This is a genomic window from Streptomyces sp. RPA4-2 (assembly GCF_012273515.2).
In the GTDB taxonomy this organism is placed as follows: Bacteria; Actinomycetota; Actinomycetes; order Streptomycetales; family Streptomycetaceae; genus Streptomyces; species Streptomyces kaempferi.
Window position 1 is genome coordinate 8,604,392 of sequence record NZ_CP050975.2, and the last position, 20,917, is coordinate 8,625,308.

At 67.9% G+C, this 20,917-nt stretch carries 19 protein-coding genes and 3 pseudogenes; 12 read left to right on the forward strand and 10 right to left on the reverse strand.

The features are described from left to right. Positions 1 to 312 precede the first annotated feature (312 nt). Entirely contained in the window at positions 313 to 1,572 is a 1,260-nt protein-coding gene (gene ltrA / locus HEP85_RS37645) for a group II intron reverse transcriptase/maturase (protein ID WP_168531904.1), read from the forward strand. A 36-nt stretch (positions 1,573 to 1,608) separates the two neighbouring features. Here the strand turns inward: ltrA and HEP85_RS37650 are convergent, their stop codons facing one another. Genes HEP85_RS37650 through HEP85_RS37660 form a run of 3 tightly spaced genes read right to left on the reverse strand, consistent with a single transcriptional unit; the run spans position 1,609 to position 3,332 of the window. Next, positions 1,609 to 1,977: a helix-turn-helix domain-containing protein gene (locus HEP85_RS37650; protein WP_168531905.1), complete on the reverse strand. Its 369-nt coding sequence runs from the start codon at positions 1,975 to 1,977 to the stop codon at positions 1,609 to 1,611. Between the two features lie 17 nt (positions 1,978 to 1,994). After that, positions 1,995 to 2,378 carry a transposase gene (locus HEP85_RS37655; protein WP_168531906.1) on the reverse strand — a complete coding sequence of 128 codons (384 nt, stop codon included), beginning with the start codon at positions 2,376 to 2,378 and terminating at the stop codon, positions 1,995 to 1,997. 33 nt (positions 2,379 to 2,411) lie between these two features. Then, the gene (locus HEP85_RS37660) at positions 2,412 to 3,332 is read right to left on the reverse strand and encodes a hypothetical protein (RefSeq protein ID WP_248002260.1); all 921 of its coding nucleotides are present in this window, start codon (positions 3,330 to 3,332) and stop codon (positions 2,412 to 2,414) included. Between the two features lie 787 nt (positions 3,333 to 4,119). On the opposite strand from HEP85_RS37660, the gene HEP85_RS37665 reads away from it, so the two are divergent. Next, on the forward strand, positions 4,120 to 4,725 hold the full coding sequence (locus HEP85_RS37665) for a hypothetical protein (protein WP_168531908.1): 606 nt from the start codon (positions 4,120 to 4,122) through the stop codon (positions 4,723 to 4,725). A 103-nt stretch (positions 4,726 to 4,828) separates the two neighbouring features. On the opposite strand, the gene HEP85_RS37670 is transcribed toward HEP85_RS37665, so the two are convergent. Then, positions 4,829 to 6,307 carry a metallophosphoesterase gene (locus tag HEP85_RS37670; RefSeq protein ID WP_168531909.1) on the reverse strand — a complete coding sequence of 493 codons (1,479 nt, stop codon included), beginning with the start codon at positions 6,305 to 6,307 and terminating at the stop codon, positions 4,829 to 4,831. Positions 6,308 to 6,689: 382 nt separating this feature from the next. On the opposite strand from HEP85_RS37670, the pseudogene HEP85_RS37675 reads away from it, so the two are divergent. After that, positions 6,690 to 7,639: pseudogene (locus HEP85_RS37675) on the forward strand (IS5 family transposase). Between the two features lie 187 nt (positions 7,640 to 7,826). Further along, entirely contained in the window at positions 7,827 to 8,705 is an 879-nt protein-coding gene (locus HEP85_RS37680; RefSeq protein ID WP_168531910.1) for a GNAT family N-acetyltransferase, read from the forward strand. 266 nt (positions 8,706 to 8,971) lie between these two features. Here the strand turns inward: HEP85_RS37680 and HEP85_RS37685 are convergent, their stop codons facing one another. Beyond that, positions 8,972 to 10,036 carry an alpha/beta fold hydrolase gene (locus tag HEP85_RS37685; protein WP_168531911.1) on the reverse strand — a complete coding sequence of 355 codons (1,065 nt, stop codon included), beginning with the start codon at positions 10,034 to 10,036 and terminating at the stop codon, positions 8,972 to 8,974. Between the two features lie 374 nt (positions 10,037 to 10,410). On the opposite strand from HEP85_RS37685, the gene HEP85_RS37690 reads away from it, so the two are divergent. Next, positions 10,411 to 10,752 (forward strand): hypothetical protein, encoded by a 342-nt coding sequence (locus tag HEP85_RS37690; RefSeq protein WP_168531912.1) that lies wholly within the window; start codon positions 10,411 to 10,413, stop codon positions 10,750 to 10,752. Between the two features lie 464 nt (positions 10,753 to 11,216). Then, positions 11,217 to 11,861 (forward strand): CBS domain-containing protein, encoded by a 645-nt coding sequence (locus HEP85_RS37695; protein ID WP_168531913.1) that lies wholly within the window; start codon positions 11,217 to 11,219, stop codon positions 11,859 to 11,861. Positions 11,862 to 12,592: 731 nt separating this feature from the next. Here the strand turns inward: HEP85_RS37695 and HEP85_RS37700 are convergent. Further along, the gene (locus HEP85_RS37700) at positions 12,593 to 12,940 is read right to left on the reverse strand and encodes a hypothetical protein (protein ID WP_211118136.1); all 348 of its coding nucleotides are present in this window, start codon (positions 12,938 to 12,940) and stop codon (positions 12,593 to 12,595) included. Between the two features lie 253 nt (positions 12,941 to 13,193). Then, positions 13,194 to 14,153 carry a helix-turn-helix domain-containing protein gene (locus HEP85_RS37705; protein WP_168531914.1) on the reverse strand — a complete coding sequence of 320 codons (960 nt, stop codon included), beginning with the start codon at positions 14,151 to 14,153 and terminating at the stop codon, positions 13,194 to 13,196. Between the two features lie 243 nt (positions 14,154 to 14,396). Between HEP85_RS37705 and HEP85_RS37710 the strand changes: the two genes are divergently transcribed. The 3 genes from HEP85_RS37710 to HEP85_RS37720 all read left to right on the forward strand — a co-directional run bounded on the left by HEP85_RS37710 (position 14,397) and on the right by HEP85_RS37720 (position 17,077). Then, positions 14,397 to 15,242, forward strand: a complete 846-nt coding sequence (locus HEP85_RS37710) for an SDR family oxidoreductase (RefSeq protein ID WP_168531915.1) — start codon at positions 14,397 to 14,399, stop codon at positions 15,240 to 15,242. Between the two features lie 168 nt (positions 15,243 to 15,410). Next, positions 15,411 to 16,391, forward strand: a complete 981-nt coding sequence (locus tag HEP85_RS37715) for an aldo/keto reductase (RefSeq protein ID WP_168531916.1) — start codon at positions 15,411 to 15,413, stop codon at positions 16,389 to 16,391. Positions 16,392 to 16,534: 143 nt separating this feature from the next. Then, a complete protein-coding gene (locus HEP85_RS37720) occupies positions 16,535 to 17,077 on the forward strand; it encodes an NAD(P)H-dependent oxidoreductase (RefSeq protein WP_168531917.1) in 543 nt (180 codons plus the stop codon). 67 nt (positions 17,078 to 17,144) lie between these two features. On the opposite strand, the pseudogene HEP85_RS37725 reads toward HEP85_RS37720, so the two are convergent. The 3 genes and pseudogenes from HEP85_RS37725 to HEP85_RS37735 form a co-directional block, all read right to left on the reverse strand. Continuing rightward, positions 17,145 to 17,525 (reverse strand): annotated as a pseudogene (locus tag HEP85_RS37725) (transposase); the annotation flags it as partial. 73 nt (positions 17,526 to 17,598) lie between these two features. After that, positions 17,599 to 17,751 carry a hypothetical protein gene (locus tag HEP85_RS37730; protein ID WP_168531919.1) on the reverse strand — a complete coding sequence of 51 codons (153 nt, stop codon included), beginning with the start codon at positions 17,749 to 17,751 and terminating at the stop codon, positions 17,599 to 17,601. Positions 17,752 to 17,895: 144 nt separating this feature from the next. Continuing rightward, positions 17,896 to 18,228 (reverse strand): annotated as a pseudogene (locus HEP85_RS37735) (pyrroloquinoline quinone biosynthesis protein PqqE); the annotation flags it as partial. Between HEP85_RS37735 and HEP85_RS37740 the strand changes: the two are divergent. The 3 genes from HEP85_RS37740 to HEP85_RS37750 all read left to right on the forward strand — a co-directional run bounded on the left by HEP85_RS37740 (position 18,166) and on the right by HEP85_RS37750 (position 20,883). Beyond that, complete coding sequence (locus HEP85_RS37740; RefSeq protein ID WP_168524964.1) at positions 18,166 to 19,050, forward strand: hypothetical protein; 885 nt, start codon at positions 18,166 to 18,168, stop codon at positions 19,048 to 19,050. The pseudogene HEP85_RS37735 and the gene HEP85_RS37740 overlap by 63 nt on opposite strands. A 121-nt stretch (positions 19,051 to 19,171) precedes the next feature. Beyond that, complete coding sequence (locus HEP85_RS37745; RefSeq protein WP_211118137.1) at positions 19,172 to 19,801, forward strand: DoxX family membrane protein; 630 nt, start codon at positions 19,172 to 19,174, stop codon at positions 19,799 to 19,801. A gap of 167 nt (positions 19,802 to 19,968) precedes the next feature. After that, positions 19,969 to 20,883: a universal stress protein gene (locus HEP85_RS37750; protein WP_168531920.1), complete on the forward strand. Its 915-nt coding sequence runs from the start codon at positions 19,969 to 19,971 to the stop codon at positions 20,881 to 20,883. Positions 20,884 to 20,917: the final 34 nt, after the last annotated feature.

Below are 20,917 nucleotides of genomic sequence, written 5' to 3' on the forward strand. Positions count from 1 at the left end.
AGATCTCGGGATGAGCCTGACGGGAGCCCGTCTATTGGTCAGGTGGCGTCCGGCATATAGGCGACGTGAGCCCGGTCTGCGGCATCCGTATGGAACAGGAGAAGGCAGAGCCCGGTACTGCCCGCCGGATGGTGGGCGAGAGGGAGGACTCCGAGCAGCAGAAACTGCCAGGAGCTGAGTACCGACTCGGGCCCTGCTGGCGGACCGTCTCGTAGTAGTGCTGAAACCCCTGTAATCGGGGTGGAGCGAAGGGGGCGGGTCGCTCGTGACTGAGTTGATCGCATCAACCGGAAGTCTTCCGGGAGGAATTCGGTGGGCCAGTTGAAGTCGAAGACCAAGCCGTTTGAAATCTCCAAGTGGGAAGTCAAGGAAGCGTGGGAGGAAGTCAGGGCAAACAAAGGGGCGCCTGGAGTGGATCAGCAAAGTGTCGAGGACTTCGAGAAGGACCTGAGTGGGAACCTCTACAAGGTCTGGAACCGAATGTCTTCGGGCTCTTACTTCCCTCCTCCGGTGCGTGCGGTGGAGATTCCCAAGACGCACGGAAGCGGCTTGAGAATGCTTGGCATTCCTGCTGTTTCTGATCGTGTGGCGCAGACCGTCGTGGCCCGGCATCTCATGCGGCGGGTGGATCCAGTATTCCATCCGGACAGCTACGGATATCGGCCTGGCCGGTCGGCCCTGGATGCCGTGGAGAAGTGCCGGGAGCGCTGCTGGAAACGGGGCTGGGTCGTCGAATTCGACATCGCCCGGTTCTTCGACAGCGTGCCCTGGGACCTCTTGGTCAAGGCCGTGGAAGCTCACACCGACGCCGTCTGGGTGAAGTTGTACGTGCGCAGGTGGCTCGCCGCCCCGCTCGTCATGCCCGACGGTTCCCTGCGGCACCGGGAGCGTGGGACCCCGCAAGGGGCCCCGGTTTCTCCCGTTTTGGCGAATCTGTTCCTGCACTACGCGTTCGACACATGGATGGACCGGGAGTTCCCCGCCGTCCAGTTCGAGCGGTATGCCGATGACGCGGTCATGCACTGCGTCACGGAACGTCAGGCCCGCGAGGTCCTGGACGCGCTCCGGAACAGGATGGTCAAGGTCGGGTTGGAGTTGCACCCGGACAAGACCCGGATCGTGTACTGCAAGGACGACAAGCGCCGAGGCTCGTACGAGCACGAGGCGTTCACGTTCCTGGGCTATACCTTCCGCGCCAGAAAGGGCCGCGACCGACAGGGTGCTCAGTTCCTGTCGTTCACGCCGGCCGTCAGCAAGGAAGCCCTGAAACGGATGGGGTGGGAGGTGCGGTCATGGCGACTGCACACCCGTTCCGACCTGTCCTTCGTGCAGCTCGCCCGCAGGGTCAATCCTGTGGTGGCGGGTTGGGTCAACTACTACGGCCGCTTCCGGCCGTGGGAGCTGAACCCGGTCTTGAGGCGCATCAACGCCTATCTGGTGCGTTGGATCCGACGGAAATATGAACGGTTGGCGCCGAAGCGCAAGGCCATCGCGAAGTTCCAGGAGATCGCGAAGCGATATCCCAGCATGTTCGCGCACTGGCGAGTGACGATGGCGCTCTGGATGGTCTGATGATCAGGGCGACAAGAGCCGTGTAACGGGCGACTGTTACGCACGGTTCTGTGAGGGCCGGGAGGTGAGATTCCTCCCGGCTACTCGGCAGGTGAACACCTGCGAGGGCCCGGTGGCGACCCGGTACATCGTGGAGACGGAGCAGTGGTAGCGCCCGGCATCCAGCTCGCGGGCCCAGATCTGGGCGGGCGGCAACTCGGCGTACTCGACGCTGTTCATCAGGTCCAGGACCGCAGCCCGCTCCTCGGCCGTCAGAGCCGAGGGCTGGACCTGCCGCTTGCGGGGTCCGCGCGGCGGCGCCGGACGCAGCCGACGGTAGTGGGTGGCTCTGGAGCGGCCGGTCAGCCGGCAGGCGGCCGTGATATCGAGCTCGTCCTCGATGCCGGTGAACGCGTCGTCGGCCACCGGGTCGACGGCAGCGTTCAGTCCGCGCCCTCGGAGATCATTTCCAAGAGCGCGGAAGCTTTTCCCATGACCTCCAACGCGGCCTTGTTCCAGGCCAGTTCCTTCTCCAGACGCTCCACCTGGCGGCGCAGCTTCTCGTTCTCCGCCACGGCAGCAGATTTCTTCGGCCTCGCCAGGCCGGTGCGCTGGTCGACCAGCTTCTCCAGGGCCCCGGCATCCCGCGCGGCCCGCCACTCCTTGACATGGGAGTGGTACAGCCGCTCGCGGCGCAGGACCGCGCCCTTCTCGTTCTTGGGCGCGGCCTCGTACTCGGCCACGATCCGCAGCTTGTACTCGGGACTGAAAGTGCGGCGCTTCGGCCGGGGAGCCGGATCGGATCCGGCGGGCTTGGTGCTGGTCATGAGGGGGTGGTTCTCCTGTCATGCCCTCTCAGGCTAACCCGACGAAGCGGGTCGTCTCACCCAAGGCTGACAGAGAGGGAAGCGCCCGGCCGTGGCCGCCAGTCCGAGGGCTTGGTCGACTTTGTCGTTGCCCAGGACGGTGGCCAGCTCGAACGCGCGGGCCATCTTGGCGCGGATGCGGGTGGCGCCGGCGGGTCCGGCTTCCTTGAGCCAGCGCCCGGCTCCAGGGCCGATGCCCACGAACGCGATCTCCGCTTCTGAGCGGGGCCGCAGCCTCGGCTGGTGGATGCTGCGGCCGTCGGGATGGTCGGGGTAGTGCTCGTCGATGATCTGCGGAACACCCGGGGTGGAAAGCTGGTGGCGCCAAATCTCCGAGAGATCACCGGAGTCGGTGCGGGCGGTGATGGAGAGTTCTTCGCCGACCACCCGGCACCACACCCTGGCGCCGGTATAGCCCGGCGGGGTCGAGTAGCGCACCGAGTTGAAGCTGATCGTGCGGTCCGAGCCGACCAGCCTCTCCTCGCCCAGCGCGAGCGCGAGCGGCTCGATGGGCAGGACATGCAGCGTGGTGCGTTCGACGTCCAGACGGTCCGCGGTCTGCCCGGTCGCCCGGTGACGACGCGAGTTCACCGCATCGCACCAGGTCAGGCAGGCATCGGCGAGCTCGGCGAACGAGTCGTAGGCGGCCAGCAGGTTCGCGCTGGTGGGCACCAGGTCGGCCTTCGCGATACGGACCGTGGCCTCCGCACCGCCCTTCGATTCCGGGTCGTAGGGCACGCAACTGACCACCTGGCAGCCGTAATGCCGGCCCGGGGCGACCATCTGCGGATGCCGCACAGGGATCCCGGCGATGTGCTCGACGGTCACCGTCTCCGCATTGTCGGTCCGCACATACGTCGGCGCCCCGCCGATCCGCCGCAACGTGGTGTCCAGGCAGGCCACCAGCGTGCCCAACGTGCAGTCCCAGACCGGGATCACGACCCGGAACCGCGACCAGGACAGCCATGGCAGAACAGCCAGGTCCGACGCCCCGCGATCCGCGGACCCTCGCTCCAGTCGAACTGCAGCCACCGGCCCGGCTCGGGAATCCACGGCCGGTACGTCCGGCGCTTGCCCTCCTTCCACGCCAGTTCGCCGCGTTCACCGCCCGTCTCGTCGAGCGCGCGCTGCCCCGGTAGCCCATCTTCACGAGCTTCTCGTGGACCACATCAGCGCGGATCGTCGCCTTCGACTGCTCGACCCACTCCTCGACCTTCTCCAGGAACGCGTCGATCATCTTCGGCCGCGGCTCTCGCTCATAGGGATTGCGCCCGCCGTTGCGGGCCTCGACATACCGCTTGACCGTCTTCGGGTCGTGCCCCGTCAAGGTCGCCGCCGACCAGACCGTCCCGGTCAGGTCGTACGCCTCAAGGATTTCCATAATCTCCGTGTCAGACTTCGTCACAGGACCTCTCCGGCCGGTAGCTGATGCGTGCAAACACCAGCAAACGGGCGGAGGGGTCTCCTCCAGTTAAGGAAGTGATCAGGAACACCACTGGTCAGACGGCCATCCACCTGGAATTCCGGTGGCCATCAGCCTGGACTCGGCTGGCCGCACACCTGGACTTTGCCACGGCCGCCGTCACCCCCTCTACGACCCGTGCACCGTTTCGCGGGAGAGCGCCCTTGTGGCAGCCTGAGACGCGGTCGGCCGTACCGCGATGTCTTGGGGAAGGCGCGGCGGTCGGCGACGGGGGTGGTCATGACGGTGCTCATCGGTCTGCTCGGAGCTGTTTTCGGCGGTCTCGCCGGGGCGGCGGCGGGGTTTCTGACGAACCGCGCCAACATGCTCATGCAACTGCGCCATTCCTACGACCTCTCAGTACGTGATCGCCGTCTTGAGCACTACGCGACGCTGTTCCATCTCACGGAGCGCGTCCCACGGAGGTGGCGCTCGGGAGAGGAACCGGACCGAGCGCAGCTCCTGGCGTTCGCGAGGACATTTCACGACTGGTATTTCAGCGAGAAGGCGGGGGGCATGTTCCTGACGCCTGCCGCCAAGACGTGCTATTTGGCGCTCCAGGATGCTTTGATCGCCGCCGCATCCCAGAACTCGCACGGCGAGCCCACTCGCCCGTCCCTCGCCGAGGAGGAGTCGCGGATGATCCGGCATCTAGCCAGCGAGCTACGTCACCAGCTCGCCGAGGACGTGGGCACGGCTCACCCGTCGCACCTGCGGTGGGAGCGCGTCGATCCGACCATCGAGGACCCCCGTGTCGCCCCGCCCACCCCGCGGGGCACGCATCGCTTCCGTCTCCCGCGCTACGTGTCTGGAGGGCGGACGACCGGAGGCCCGGGGCGTCGGTAGCGCATTCTTGGACCTCGACAGTCCAGACGTCGCCGTCCGTCAAATAGTGGCAGGGGCGGTCGCCGACTGCCCGGACCGGTGAGGTTCCGCCCCTGTCCTTCCCCTACCAGCCGTCGGTACTCCGGGCGGTGCAAGCGCGGACGGCCACTGACCGGAATCCACGGCCGTCGGGCTCGCTCTCCTGGAAGTCGACGGCCCAGCTACCTGTAGCCGGATTCCAATCGATCACGTTGAACGACAGCGGGGAGTCACCCGCGCCGAGCGAGGTGCCGCAGCCCACAGTCGTCAGCTCGTGCCTGCGGAAAGGAACGCCGCTGACGGGAATGCTGTCCGTAACCAGCCGGCTCCGGTGTCGATGCCCATGCAGTACGAGGCTCACGTCACGGGCCGCACACCAGCTCAGGAACTGCTTGGCATCCTCCATCTCGAGCAGGCGTTCCCGAGAAAACCAGCTCCGGACTCGTTCCACCCAGGTCTGATTGTGCCCCGCCACCGGATCCTCACTGGGGTGGTGCCCTGACCTTGGTTCCTCGTCAGGCAGCGGGTACGGGTACGGGTGGTGGTGCAGGACCGCGATACGCAGACAGTCGTCGTACCCCGCGGTCCGCCGGGCCGCATCGTACGAAGTGGCGACGTCCAGAAACTGCTTGTCGCCGATGCCACCGCGCGCGGCATCGCCCTTCTTCGAGGAGTTGAAGCAGAGGAAGACGAGCTTGGCGTCCCGGTCGTGCACGGCCCCGCGGTCCCATCGCACCTCGGCCAGTTCACTACGTCGACTCCCCACTCGCCCGACCTTGTTACCGAAGATTCGTTGGTCGTGGTTTCCCGGCACCACGATCGGCTCGGCCCGAGTGAGATCGCGGAGCTGGCTCACGAATTCGTCGTACTGCTCTCGATGACGAGCGCGGGGCTGATCGAAGAGATCACCGGTGATGACGACTCGATCCACGGGGTCGAGACGGGAGAGCGCGCGCCTCAGGTACTCGCGCCGCCAGCCCGTCTGCAGGGTCCCCAGATGAAGGTCACTGAGATGCAACAGCCGACGGTGACTCCTGCGGGCTGTCACTGCCTGGAACTCCGCGGCCTCCCGAGCCGCGTGTAGCACCGACCTCAGGTCGGCGTCCGCCGAGGCCGCGCCGGCAACGGCGGCGTAAGCGGCGTCGAAGGGAACGAAGAACGAGCTCTCGCCGCGGACGGTGAAGACCGCGCCCGGCCATTCGTCGCTTCGCTTCAAGGCATCGCTGACTCCGTCGTCGGGGTCCAGGACGAGCACGTTCACTTTCGGCATGTACAGCTGCGGCATGAGGACAAGAAGGCCGTGTCCGGGCGCGTGCGCCGCCTCCTGGGCGAACCGGCTTAATTGGCCTTCGTGTAACTCGGTGCCGACAGGGAGGACGACGGCTTCGTACCGGCCGAACAGCTCTTCCAGCGGCTGCAGTACGTACCGGACGTCAGGTCCCGCCAGTACGTCCGAGCGGTCAGGAAACTCGCGGAGGCGCTGGCCGGATGCGACAGCCCGATTCCGTACCTCATCGGCCAGCTCGGCCGATGAAGAGATGAACCGGTCGTTGCGATGCTGCATGACGTGCAGGAAGTACGAGATCTCACTGTGTCGCAGACGAGGGGGCCTACGGCCCGGATCGAGCAGATGGGCCACGACGTTGGACGTCGGGAGGTCGAAGCAGAGTCCCATGGCACTCCCGGAAGGAAGTTGCTGGCCGAGCCCCACCCCAGGGACGGCTGTCTCCACTGTAGAGGCGGACGTGAGGCGGGGTGGGCAACCGAGGAAGATGGGAGTTGCAGCGGGCAAGGGGCTGGTCGAGCCACCCGCTCTCAACGACCCACGAGCTACCTGACATGGGCTGTTCGCCGTGAAGCGGCGCGGCCGCTAGGGCCTGTGTGACGTCGTGATCATTCTTGGGTTTTGTCCTGTTCGAGGGGTGGAATCCGATAGGACTGTGGTCGTGACACGTAGGCAACTCACCAATGCCCAGTGGAAGTTCATCGAGCCGTACCTGCCGATCGGTAGGTACGGCCCGTATCCGGAGCGGTCGCGGGAGCAGTTCGAGGGTGTGATCTGGCGGTTTCGGTCCAGTGGGCAGTGGCGGGAGATGCCTGCCGAGTTCGGGCCGTGGGCGACCGTCTACGGACGCTTCCGTGTCTGGCGGGACGCCGGTGTTCACCGACCTGTTGGAAGGCCTGATCGCCGCGGGCGCCCACGGGGGAAGAACGGACTTGTCGCTGGTCAGCGTGGATTCCACCACGGTCCGCGCCCACCACGATGCCGCGGGTCTGCGCGTGAGCAAGCACCTCATGGAGGCCCTGGAAGAAGCCGCGCAGGAGCAAGCGGCAGCCCGGCAAAAAGGGGCGGTCCGGAGGAACAGAACGGACAGGCGAAGCGCCGACGCATCCGACGCAGACACAAGCTCCGCCTGAAGGAAGCTCTGCTCGGCAGGTCCCGGGGTGCCTGACCAGCAAGATTCACCTTGCCGCGGATCGCAGGTGCCGTCCGCTCGCACTGGTCCTGACCGTCGGACAGGCCGGGGACAGCCCGCAGTTCGTCCCCGTGCTCGCGAAGGTGAGAATCCGCCTGCCCGTCGGCCGTCCCCGCACCAAGCCCGGCGCGGTCGCCTATTAGGCGTACGGCTCCCGGAAGAACCGTGCCTACCTGCGCCGACGTGGGATCCGGTGCACGATCCCGGAGAGGAAGGACCAGGTCCGCAACCGTAAGAAGCTCGGCTCCCGCGGCGGCCATCCGCCGACGTTCGACAGGGCCGACTACCGCGAGAGGCACGTGGTCGAATGCGGGATCAATCGCCTCAAGCGCCACCGGGCCGTGGCCACGAGATACGACAAACTCGCCGTCCGCTACGAAGCAACCGTGCTGGTCGCGGCCATCAATGAGTGGCTGTGACCACGCGGCCGCAACAGCCTTCAGTTAACCCTTTGCCGATGAGCCGATAGACCAGCTACGTTCTCCCAGCCGTCCATGTTGATCCGGACCGGCACTGTCGACGAGGAGGTGTGGAGCACATGCGCAGGAGTGCCCAGCAGTTGAGCCCGCGTACTGACCTTTGCCAACTCCTCACGACGGAGACACCTTGTCGCTCCGCATCACCCCACTGACCGACCCCGCTCACGGGGCACACAGCCGACGCCTTGCATGGCTGGCGTCCGACGCCGATTCCATCCCCGTCGGAACGGCCTTTCTGCGCCTGTTCGATGGCGGACAACAGCACCTGGCCGAACTGACCCTCCACGTCCACCCCGTGGAGCGCCGCAAGGGCGTCGGATCCCGGCTACTCGACACTGCCGTGGCCGCCGCCCGGGACAACACCCGGCGCTGCGTCGTAACGCAGGCCGGGGCCGGATCGCCCGGCGACCACTTCCTGCCGGCCCGCGGCTTCCGCAAGGTTCTCACCCTGAGGTACTCCCGCCTGTCCCTGGCCGATGTGGACATCCCCTCCCTGGCAGAGATCGTTGAGCGTCCGCATTCCGGCTACCGGCTCGCGTCCTGGCAGGGAACCGTCCCCAACGATCTCGCCCAGACCTTCGCCGACTCACGTCGTGCCATGGACGACATGCCCATGGAGGACACCGACCACGGCACCACGAGCTGGGACGTGGACCGGGTCCGGGCTGCGGCAAAGGCCGTCGAACAGCGCGGCGACCACCTGCACACCGTCGTCGCCATCGACACCTCCAACGGCTCGATCGCCGGGTTCACCGAACTCGTCGTGCCCGGCGGTGGCACAGGTGATGCCCAGCACTACGGCACCGGTGTGCTGCCCGAGCACCGCGGACACGGCCTCGGCCGCTGGATGAAGGCCGAGTCGATCCGACAGGCCCACGGGCACTACCCGGACCTCGGCGGCCTCCTGACCGACACCGCCGACAGCAACACGCACATGAGACACATCAGCGACAGCCTCGGCTACCTGCCCACTCACACGACACTGCAGTATCAGCTCGACCTGTAGAGACGAGCGGACGGGCCGGACCTGGGCATCACCTCGTCCGGCCCGTCGGCACTTTCACAACAGGCCCTAGACCAGCCGAATTACGCGGAACGCAGGTCAGAGCCGAGGGCTGGACGTGCGGTTTCCCAGGTTTTTGCTCCGGTGGGGGCCGTGGCCTGCGGTAGTGGGTGGCCCGCGACGATTTCCCGGCGCCACCGCCCCGAGGGTGATGTCCGTGGAGCGGACAAGTCCCCCTTGCGGGCGGTGATGTCTGAAGGGAAACCCCCTCAGAGGTGGTTGACGTCGATGACCGCCTGGGCGAACGCGGTGGGCGCTTCTTGCGGCAGGTTGTGACCGATACCGGTGAGTGTGCGGTGGTCGTACTTGCCGGTGAAGCGGTCGCGGTACGAGGCGCCGTTGCCGGGGGCGGTGAAGGGGTCGCGTTCGGGGTCGAGGGTGATGGTGGGAACGTTGATCAGGGGGCGGGTCGCGAGCTGCTTCTCGTAGCGGTCGTAACGGCGTTCGCCGTCGGCGAGGCCCAGCCGCCAGCGGTAGTTGTGGATGACGACGGCCGCGTAGTCGGGGTTCTCGAACGCGGTGGCCGTACGTTCGAAGGTGGCGTCGTCGAAGTCCCAGGTGGGGGAGACGGTGTCCCAGACGAGCCGGCACAGGTCGTGCCGGTCGGTCTTGTCCTCCATGGCGAGGCGGCCGCGGTCGGTGGCGAAGTAGTACTGGTACCACCAGGTGTGCTCGGCCGTGGGGGCCAGAGGCTTCTTCTGGGCCTCGATGTTGGTGATGAGGTATCCGCTGACGGACACCAGCCCTGTGACGCGCTCGGGCCACAGGGCCGCGATGATGTCGGCCGTTCGCGAGCCCCAGTCGAAGCCGGCGAGAAGAGCCTTTTCGATCTTGAGGGCGTCCATCAGCGCGATGATGTCCAGGGCGACCGCCGACTGCTGGGCGTTGCGCATAGTCCGGGAGGACAGGAAGCGCGTCGTGCCGTGACCGCGGAGGAAGGGCACGATGACCCGGTAGCCCTGAGCGGCGAGCAGGGGGACGACGTCGACGTAGCTGTGGATGTCGTAGGGCCAGCCGTGCAGGCAGATGACGACGGGGCCGTGCGCGGGTCCGTCCTCCGCGTAACCGACGTCGAGCACACCGGCCCTGACCTGCTTGAGCCGGGCGAAGGAGGTGTGCGTGCCCGGGGGCACTGTGGGCACGGTCGGCGTCGGGTTGCCACCTGCCCCGTGGTGACCGGGTGAGACGGCCTGCGCGCTCGCGTGGAAACCGGAGACGGCGGCCGCTCCCATGCCAAGGCCCGTGGCCTGGTTGAAGGTACGCCTTTTGATCATGAGGAACCCCTCCGTCGTGCGGATGTGAAAACGCATGTCCCGGTTCGTGAGCGCGCCCGATACGGCCTCTCCGGGATCACTGTGGTGCGAGGGATGACTGTTCCACAGCAGATGTCACCGGTCAAACCGGTGACGCGATATGAATCTCGGCTGGACGGCATGTGGGGTCCGCGGCTACTGCTCGGGGGGACTGATCGCGGAACTGAGGCACATTCGGCAACCGGGACACGCGAACCCGGGAGTGACGTACCCGCCGAACTGCGGTGCCGCGTCGCGGCGGGTGATATGCGCTGGGTCATGGACGTCCGGACCCTGTCCCGAGCCATCCCCGACTACCCGCACGGCTTCACACCGGAGCCGGAAGGAGCGACCTGATGAACGAGAACGAGAACGGCTGGCGGTTCGTCAAGCAACGGACCGCCGCCGACGATGGCGCCGTGTACGTCTCCGCCGACCAGACGCGCTACCGGCGTACCGGTGGAGCCGAACTCCAGGCGGAGGCCGCATTCCAGCGACGGATCGCGGACCTCAACTACCCGGTCCCGCACGTCCTGGAGGAAGGCGTCACCGACGAAGGCCACTGCTACGTCGTGGAGGAATCGCTGGGCGACAAGACCCTCCACGACCAGGCGGTGGCAGCCCTGAACGGCAGCCGGCACCTGGCCGACGACGTCGTCGACACCGCCGCGCAGGTCGCCGTCCAGCTGCTGCGATGACTGAGCCCAGAAGGCCCCCAAGCGCAGGACCGATGGCGATCGTGCCCTGGTTGGTAGCCATGGCAGCGGAAGCGACGCGGCCCGCGACGCGGCGGCTGCTTCAGTAGGGCGGTCAGCGGCCTCGGGACTGGTGAGCTCGCATGTTGAAGTGTCGCGTATGCGCGGCTGAAGCCCGCAGCTCAATGACGCTGAGTGAGCGGTCAGGGGGTGACCTGATCACCCCCATCGACAAGCGCAGCGTCGCCAGCATCTACCGCACACTCGGTCGCACTCCTGGCCGTGGGACCGCCGGGCCTCCCCGCCAGGCCGAACATCACTGGCCTCCGGAGCAGTGCGGTGCTGTCATGGGTAGGGAAGACAGCGTGGACGAGCCGGCAGGGGCGCGGAGGCCGGCGCGCCGCGCGTGGTCCGCCCGGGCGGACCGATCGCGGCCGCCCCGTCGCACAGCTGAGGAGGCCGATGCCATGCTGTACCGCCGCACGGTCGGTGACGTGATGACCGAGGATGTCGTCACCCTCCGCCCCAGCACACCGTTCCAGGAGGTCGCCGCCCTGCTGGACGCGAACGACATCGTCGCGGCCCCGGTCGTCGACGACGACGGCGCTCCTGTCGGTGTCGTGTCCGCGTCCGACGCGCTGCGGCACGAGACCGGCATGCCCGATCCGCAGAGTCAGGACGGGAACGACGAGCGTGCCTGGGGCAAGGCCCGGGCCCGGACCGCGGGCGCGCTCATGAGCAGCCCCGTGTTCACCGCCCGCGCCGACTGGACGATCCCCCGGGCCGCACGGGAACTCCGCAGGCGGCACGTTAAGCAGCTGCCAGTGGTCGGCGACGACGGGCTCCTCACCGGCATCGTCACCCGCAGTGACCTGCTCGACGCCTTCATCCGCTCCGACGTCGAGATCCGCGGCGAGGTCGAGCGGGACGTCCTGGGGCGCATCCTCGGCCTGGACGAGGGCACCGTCGCGGTCGAGGTCCGGGACGGGGTCGTCACCCTTCGGGGTCACGTCCCGGAACCGCGCCTCGTTCCGGTGGTCGTGGGCCTCTGCCAGGGCGTCGACGGTGTCGTCGCCGTGGACGCCCACCTCGCCGCCGCCCGCGCGGGCTAGGTGTTCTGCCCCGGGAGTCCGGCCGCAGCAGCGGCAGGCCGACCACCAGGTGCAGTCGAGCAGATCCCGGCACGGGACCGACCGTCCCCACCCACCCACGATCACTCTCCGTCTATCGCATCTGATGCGAGAATTTCGCATCAGATGCGACCCGGGGGCGTCTTCGCAGCTCAATCGCCCGCTCGAGTGACTCACCCGCAAAGGCGCCGCCGCGACGGCTATCGTGGTTTCTTGCGATGCCGAGGTCAACGTCCCTGGTGGGACCGCTCGCCTGCGGTTCGGAGGTGACCTCCAGGTCGGGTGTCGCCTATTCGCGTCCGATGCAATTGGCGGCGCTTGGAACACCGGTACAGCGGTTGGCACTGAGAACGATCATGGTTCGATCGGCGCGAGTGTGCTCATCCGGTTCTCGTACTCGCGGCGGACCTGGCTCCGCCTCAAGGAGCACGCCTCCACGCAGCTCCGTGACGACGTCGAGGCCGCAGCGGCCAACTATCTCTGAGCGAAATGGCCAACCAAAGTTGAGCACTGGCCGCTCCCCATCGGACTTCTGGACGCCTCTGGCCACCTATCGCTGAAGGTCACAACGCTGCTGGCTCCCCCTGAAGCGGGACAGGCCCTGAATTCAGCCTCGGACCGCACGTCTATGACACGCATCACAGGCTGCTGCTACTCGTTCGGTCAGAGGTCCTCGAAGCTGTGCCGGCCGCTGGACACCGGGCGGGGCCGGGTCAGGCGCCACGGCGCCGGGCCGGCTTCTTCGCGGCAGTGGTCTTCTCCGCAGCCTTCTTAGCGGGGGCCTTCTTCGCGGTCTTCGTAGCCGCGGCCTTCTTCTTCGGCTCCGGCTTGGACTCGGGCATCTCGTGGATCTCTGCGTTCCCGCTGTCCTCGCCGCGTGCGGACTGCGCCTTACGGACGCTCTCCTGCAGGGCCGCCATCAGGTCCAGGACCTGGCCGCCCTGCTCCCCGTCTCCCGTACGGGGCTCCGGCGGCCGTCGGCCCTCGGCCTTCGCCTTGATGACCGCTTCGACGGGTGGACTGGCCCGTCTCCGTTGCCCTCGCCCAGCCTGTTCCGGCACTGCCGACCGGAGCGGGGTGGGTGTTCGAGATGAAGTTATGGCGGGGGTTGGCAGTTGTCCGTTTGTCCACGGTGCCGCGAGCTGGAGTGCGACGTCACCCCAGCGGTCTCGCGTAGCTGGCTGAGTGTCTCTTGGCGGACTCACCGACAGAGCCACGCGTGGACGGCTGCGCAGTCCTGGCCTCGATATCGGTAGCGGATGCTGCCGCTGCTCCGCAAAAAGTTGCCGCAGATCGACTCGCGCCGCTCGTCGGTCAGTCGGATGTCCCGGCCGAGTCGGCGGGCTGGGAGTCGTTGGCCGGTGCGGATCGTTCGATGTCGTCGTTGGTCGCGGCCCAGCTGGCCAGCAGGTTCAGGGCGTCCTGGGTGGGTGACTGGGGCTCGGGGGTGTAGGTGAGGAGGAACTGGCTGGGGCCGTCGGGGAGCGGGAAGGTTTCGAAGGGCAGGTCGAGGTCGCCGACGACCGGGTGGTGGAGGAGTTTCACGCCGGTGGTGTGCATCCGGACGTTGTGGGCGGCCCAGCGGCGGCGGAATTCCTCGCTGCGGGTGGACAGTTCCCCGATCAGGTCCGTCAGCCGCCGGTCGTAGAGGTCGCGGCCGGCTTCGGCGCGCAGCATGGCGACCGTGTCGCCTGCGACTTCGTCCCAGTGGCGGAAGAACTCGGTCGCGTGCGGGCTGAGGAAGACGAATCGGGCGTTGTTCGGCGGCCGTACCGGGTCGGCGTAGACGGGGGCAAACAGTGCGCGCCCGAGGCGGTTGGCGGCCAGGATGTCCCCGCGTCCGCCGAGGATGAACGCGGGTGTGCCGGCCATCGAGTCGAGGACGCGCTGCACTGCGGGCCGTACGCGCTGCTGGGCCGGGCGCCGGCGTGTTGGACGGGTCGTCGCGGCGCCGCGCAGGAGGTCGAGCAGGTGGATTCGTTCGGCCTCGTCGAGCTGGAGTGCCTGGGCGATGCCTTCGATGACGCTCTCGGAGACGCCGGTGGCGTTGCCGCGCTCCAGCCGGGTGTAGTACTCGCTGGAGATGCCCGCGAGGAGGGCGACCTCCTCGCGGCGCAGCCCGGTGACCCGTCGGCGCTCTCCGCCGTACAGGGGCAGTCCGGCCTGTTCGGGGGTGACCCTGGCCCGGCGCGTGCCCAGGAATTCCCGGATCTCCGCACGGAAATCATCACGGATGTCGCGGTTGGTGCCTTGTGGGTCGTTTCTGCCTGCCATGCGTTTCACTCTACGAGTGCTCCGGCCGGGTTGGGGGTCCTTGTCAGTGACCCCCTCAAGAGGGACTCCCACACGCGCGTGACAAGCGGTTCTGTTGGTGGTGCACCGCCCACGGCGGTGGGAACCGTCCGTCCGGACGGCGCTTGTGCCGCCGGTCCCGGCCCCCTCTGCGGCGCTGTCGGCGCTGCATGCGCACCCCCGCACACAGCGGGTGCCGGATCACGGCGCCTGAAAGGACCCCCCATGAGCAAGGTCATCTTCGTCACCGGTGCCGGACGCGGTCTGGGTACGGACATCGCCCGCGAGGCCCTCGCCGCAGGCAACAGGGTCGTCGCCACCGGCCGCCGCCCCGACGAGGTCGAGAAGACACTCGGCGGGCCGCAGGACAACCTGCTGGTCACCGGGCTCGACGTCACCAGCATCGAGGATGCCGAGGCCGCCGCGCAGGCAGCTGTCGACCGCTTCGGCCGCATCGACGTCCTGATCAACAACGCCGGAAACCTCTTCACCGGCTACTTCGAGGAGATCTCGCCCGCGCAGATGCGCCGGCAGTTCGAGACCAACCTCTTCGGCCCGATGAACGTCACCCGCGCCGTCCTGCCCATCCTGCGCAAGCAGCGCGCCGGCCACATCATCACCATCACCTCCACCGCCGGACTGGTCGGCATGGAGTTCACCTCCGCCTACGCCGCCTCCAAGTTCGCCGAAGAGGGCTGGATGGAGTCCCTGCGCTACGACGTCGAGCCCTACAACATCCACACCACCGTCGTGGAGCCCGGCTACTTCCGCACCGAACTCCTCGTGGACGGCTCCACCAACTGGCCCGAGCTGTCCATCGACGACTACGCCCCGCGCACCGCCCCCCGGATCGAGGGCATGAAGAGCATGAACGGCAAGCAGCCCGGCGACCCCGCCAAGCTCGCCCGCGCCCTGCTCACCATCGTCGGCCAGGACAAACCGCTGCCGCGCTTCGTCGCCGGTTCGGACGCCATCGAAGCCGCCGAGGCCAAGGCGAAGGAACTCCTCGCCCAGGCCGAGGCATCCCGCGAACTCGGCGACAGTCTGGCCTACGACGACGCCCACGCCTGAGCACCATGCCCCGGCCGAGGCCGGCAGCCGCCCGGTGCACCTACGGCCCCTGATCTGCTACCCGGGCAACGGCGCCCGCGCCGGCGCCGCGCGGCCCACCAGTTGGTGGCGCACCCCCTGACCATGACCACCGACCGGCCTGACGGCCCTCACAACAAGGAGTACCTGATGAAGCACGTATCACTGGGCGGGCTCGATGTCTCCCGCATCGGCCTGGGAGCCATGACCATGGCCGGCACCTACACCACGGGCGGAGGGCTCGACGACGCTGAGTCGATCCGCACCATCCACCGGGCGCTGGACCTCGGGGTCACCCACATCGACACCGCCGAGATCTACGGCCCCTTCCACAGCGAGGAAATCGTCGGCAAGGCCATCAAGGGCCGGCGCGACGACGTCGTGGTGGCGACGAAGTTCGGCCTCGTCTCCCACGCGGGCGACGGCCCCGGCGTCATCGACAGCAGCCCCAGCAACGTGAAGGCCGCGGTCGAGGGCTCGCTCCTGCGCCTCGGCACCGACCGCATCGACCTCTACTACCAGCACCGCGTCGACCCCAACACGCCCATCGAGGAGACCGTCGGCGCGCTGGCCGAACTGGTCGCCGAGGGCAAGGTGCGCCACATCGGACTCTCCGAGGCCGGTCCCGAGACGATCCGCCGGGCACACGCCGTGCATCCGGTGGCCGCGCTGCAGACCGAATACTCCCTGTGGACCCGCGACGTCGAGGCCGAGATCCTCCCGCTGCTGCGCGAACTGGGCATCGGGTTCGTTCCCTACTCGCCGCTCGGCCACGGCCTGCTGACCGGGCAGATCCGCACCGTCGACGACTTCACCAACGACGACTGGCGCAAGACCAACCCGCGCTTCACCGGCGAGAACTTCCAGCGCAACCTGCGCATCGTCGACGAAGTGCAGGCCATCGGCGCCGAGATCGGAGCCACACCGGCCCAGACCGCGCTGGCGTGGCTGCTGACCCGCGGCGACGACATCGCCCCCATCCCCGGCACCCGGCGGGTTACGCGCGTGGAAGAGAACACCGCCGCCGACGCCGTCGAACTCAGCGCCGCTCAGCTCGACCGCCTCAACAACCTCACGCCAGCCGCGGGCGAACGCCACGACGAAGCCAACATGGCCAGCATCGACCACTGACCACCAACACCGCCGCACCCGGGCCGGCCCGCGCTCCCGGACTTCGCGAAGGACTGTCGTTCCGGCGAACTTCCTGCCCCGTCACACGGGAGCAATCTGCGCCCATTCACCCATTTCACTGATCACGGAAAAGGTTTCTCATCATGTCCAAGGTTCTCCTTGTCGTAGGTCACCCTGACCTGTCCCGGTCGAGGGCCAACGCGGCGCTCGTGGACGCCGTCCGCGATCTGGCTCATGTCACGGTGCACGATCTCTACGCCACCTACCCCGACTTCCAGATCGATGTCGCCGCTGAACAGGCACTGCTGGCCGAGCACGATGTGATCGTCTTCCAGCACCCGGTGTTCTGGTACAACACCACCCCGCTGTTCAAGCACTGGCAGGACACGGTCTTCACCCTCGGCTGGGCCTTCACCATCGACGGCTCGCCCTCGCAACTGGCCGGCAAGAAGGCCGTCGTCGCCGTCACCACCGGCGTCCCCGCCGACCACTACACCCCCGAAGGCGCCAACAAGGCCACCATCGAGACCCTCCTCAACAACTGGGAGGCGACCCTGCGCCTGTGCCAGCTCGACTCTCAGCAGCCGATGTTCAAGGTGTACGGCACCGCCTTCGGCCTCTCCGACCAGGACCTGACCACCGCCGCCAAGCAGTACAACGAACTGCTCGTCTCCTTCGCCGCCTAATGGGAGGTACGGAGTCGGGGAATGCTTGATTCCGTAGCCGCCAGCAGGTGAGCACTATTGCCGCCGGTTCGGCGGCGGCCTTCTCCAGGGCGGTGAGGAGGTCCTGGTCCAAGTGCATTCCGGCGGCGTCGTGATGGGCGCGCGCGGTGGTGGAGTCGATGCTGACCAGGGACAGGTCCACCTCGCCGCGCTTCGCGGCTTCCGTGATCAGGCCCTCCAGCAGGTCCTCGAAGACGCCCGCGTCACGCCACTGCCGGAAGCGGTTGTGCACAGTGGACCAGGCGCCGAACTCCTGGGGCATCTCCCGCCACTGGCCGGCGGTCTTGAACCGCCAGATCACGCCTTCGAACTGCTGCCGCAGCCGCGTGGGGTACGGGCCGTACTCGCCGATCGGCAAGTACGGCTCGATGAACTCCCACTCCTCATCCGTCAGTTGCACTCGCGTCACACAAGGAGATCTACCGCTCCAAGCCCTGCCGCGAGGACGAAACCCGCAGATTGATCGCGACTCGATACAGGCCCTAACGGCGGACGTTGTCCCGGGCGAGCTGGCCAACATGTAGGAAGTTGGCTCGTGCCACCACGTCGCGCTCCTGCACCGCGTGGTCCGGGTGCCGGCCCTGGAGAGCGGCAGTGAGCTGTTCGCCGCCCAGGTCGCCTACGCCTGCCTCCACGCCAGCGGCACTCCGGTCAATGCCAGGAAGCGATCAGGCTGATCGACGATGTGGGAGGAGGACTCGGCCCGGCAACCCGCCCTGGAGCTGGCGCCTCGCTACGGGAATCGTGCTGTCAGCTGGTAGGGGCGGGGGCTCTCCCCTTCAGGCTGACGGTTTTTGCGGCCGGCGTGGGATCAGTTCGGTGGCGCCGCTCGTTGCCGGCCGAGCCAGGGTTGTCAGTGTCGCGTGGTCTGGAGACAGGGAGCAGGCCGGGTCGGTGCGGGTGGCGTCGCCGGTCAGGGCGAAGGCTTGGCACCGGCAGCCGCCGAAGTCCTGATCGCGCCGGTCGCACGTTCGACACGGGGAGGACATCCAGTCAGTGCCTCGGTAGAGGTTGAACGGCTTGGATTCCTCCCAGATCCAGCGCAGTGGGTGGTCTTTGACGTTGACCCGGTCAAGGCCGGGCAAGGTGGCAGCCGCTGGGCAGGGCAGGAGATCGGCAAGGTCCCCGGCGGGAAGGCCGGGGTCACCGCCCTGGCCGAGGCCTTCGGCCGGGACGGACAGAAGGTCCTGGCCGCCGCGTGGGCGGCCGACGCCCCGCCCAGGCTCCGGACGCTGACGCAGGTGGAGATCCTGCGCCGGGTCTGGGTGCACCACTATTACTGGGACGCCCGCGGGCGTCTGCGCTGGCGCGACGGCCACGCGCTGCCACCCGCGTCGTTGCGGTTCGATTCTCCGTACGACACCGATGCGCACTACTGCGTCAAACGAGACACCGCCTGGTCCGGCTACCGCACCCATTTCACCGAAACGTGCACGTCAGAACTGCCAGAGGTGGTCGTGCACGTGGCCACCACGATCGCCCCGGTCCAGGACGGCGAGCTCACCGCCCAGATCCACGGCGACCTCGCGGCGATGGACCTGACCCCGGCCGAGCACGCGGTCGACGCCGCCTACGTCAGCCCCACGCAGATCGAACGCGCCCAGCGGGTGCACGGCATCACCCTGCTCGGCCCGGTCGTGCCCGACCACAGTCACCAGGCCAAAAGCGGAGACGGGTTCGACAAGGCCGCCTTCACGATCGACTGGGACCACCGCCGGGCCACCTGCCCCCAGGGCAACCTCAGCCGCGAGTGGCGGAACCTTCCCTCTCAACACACCTCGGGAGTGGCGCGAGGGGCAGGGGACGAACGGCCCCTGTCGCCGGAGCCGCAGGGACCGGTGAACTCTGTGGCCGGCGGCCGGTGCCTTGGTGAGGGCCTTCGACGCAGTGCCACAAACCTGTTGTACGACGAGCCCAACGAGGCCGTCAGATAGGGCCGTTCAGCCCTATGGGCACGGCCTTTCGGCATCCGGTGGGACCGGTCTGCCGCCACCAGAGTGGTCGCTGTCGGGCACGGATCCGACACTCTCCGATTCCCCTGAAGGGATCACCACCATGGCCATGCACGAGCACCCTCACCGGAGTCCGGGATTCCGTCTGTCATCGTTCCGCAGGGACCGGGCGGCGTCGACGTCTGAGTCCGTCGAATCGGCACGTAGCGACGCGGCCACCGCGCGGGCTTACGTCTTCGCTCCGCTCCGGCTGTTGACCGGGTTCGTCTTCCTGTGGGCCTTCCTCGATAAGACTTTCGGGTTCGGCTACGCCACTCCCTCCGGCAAGGGCTGGATCGACGGCGGTTCGCCGACCAAGGGCTTCCTCAGCGGCGTGGCCGCCGGACCGATGGAGTCCACCTTCCACTCCTGGGCCGGCGCCACCTGGGCGGACTGGCTGTTCATGGCCGGTCTGCTCGGCATCGGACTGGCCCTCGTCGGCGGCTTCGCGCTGCGGCTCGCGGCCGTCGCGGGCACGGCGATGATGGCTCTGATGTGGGTTGCCGAGTGGCCGCCCGCCAAGCACCTCTCCGACGGCTCGGCCAGCATGTCCAGCAACCCGTTCGCGGACTACCACCTCGTCTACGTCGTGGTCCTCATCGCTTTGGCGCTGGTAGCGGCCGGCGACACTCTGGGCGTCGGCAAGCTCTGGGCCAAGCTGCCTGTGGTCCGGAACAACGGCTGGTTGCGCTGACCGTGGGAGGGGACGGTCTCCCCGACAAGGGGTCGTCCGCCCCCACCGAGCACGGGCCTTTGGGGCCGAACGGCCTCTTCCGGGGACCTGCGGCCCCTGCACCGCCACCAACCACGACCCGACGCTGGAACCGGGATCACGCGATCCCGGTTCAAGAGGTGAACAGCATGGCCCGCATTGTCACCGTAGGCTTCGACGGCTCGCCTGAGAGCCGTGCCGCCGCCGAATGGGCGGCTCGCGAGGCGCAGCTTCGTGAGCTGCCACTGAAGCTGGTGCACGTCTGGGAGCCGGTCTCGGAACCCATGGCCCTGGCTACTCTGCTCGGCCCTGGGACCCTCCAGCACTGGACCGAACGCATTCCGCGTGAGGCGGCCGCAGGTCTGCGGGCGGCCCACCCGGAGGTCGACCTGCACGTGGATCAGGTCACGGGCCGGCCCGTCGACCTGCTGATCGATGCCGCGAAGGACGCTGAGCTGCTGGTGCTCGGATCCCGCGGTCTGAGCGGGGTGGGCGGCTTCGCGGTCGGCTCCGTCGGGCTGGCTGTGGTGGCGCGCGCCGAGCGCCCCGTCGTCCTCGTTCGGGGCGAGGGGCGGGGCGCCGGCGAGCACCCGACCGAGCCGTCGGGCGCCTCGGACACCGGATCCGACGCCCCGCCCCCCCGGCCTGTCGTGCTCGGGCTCGACACCGCGGGCCCCGACGACACCCTGATCGGCTTCGCCTTCGAGGCCGCACACCTGCGCAACACTTCGCTGCGGGTCGTCCATGCCTGGAACGAGCCGCCCTACATCGCATACGGGATGCCTCCGGACCTGGAGCTGAATGCTCAGCTCGGAGCGGAGGAAGCGGCGGCCGTGGCCGGAGTGCTTCGGCCGTGGCGGCAGAAGTTCCCGACGGTGGGCGTCGCCGAGGACTCCCTGTCCGGGAAGGCGGCCAACCATCTGGTGGACGCCTCACGCGAGGCGTCCCTGGTGGTTGTCGGCCGCCGGATCCGCCACTCCCCGCTCGGCGCGCACATCGGGCCGGTCACGCACGCGGTGCTGCACCACGCCACGGCCCCCGTCGCCGTGGTCCCACACGGCTGACCAGCCAGAACGACGATCACCTGACGCGAACGAC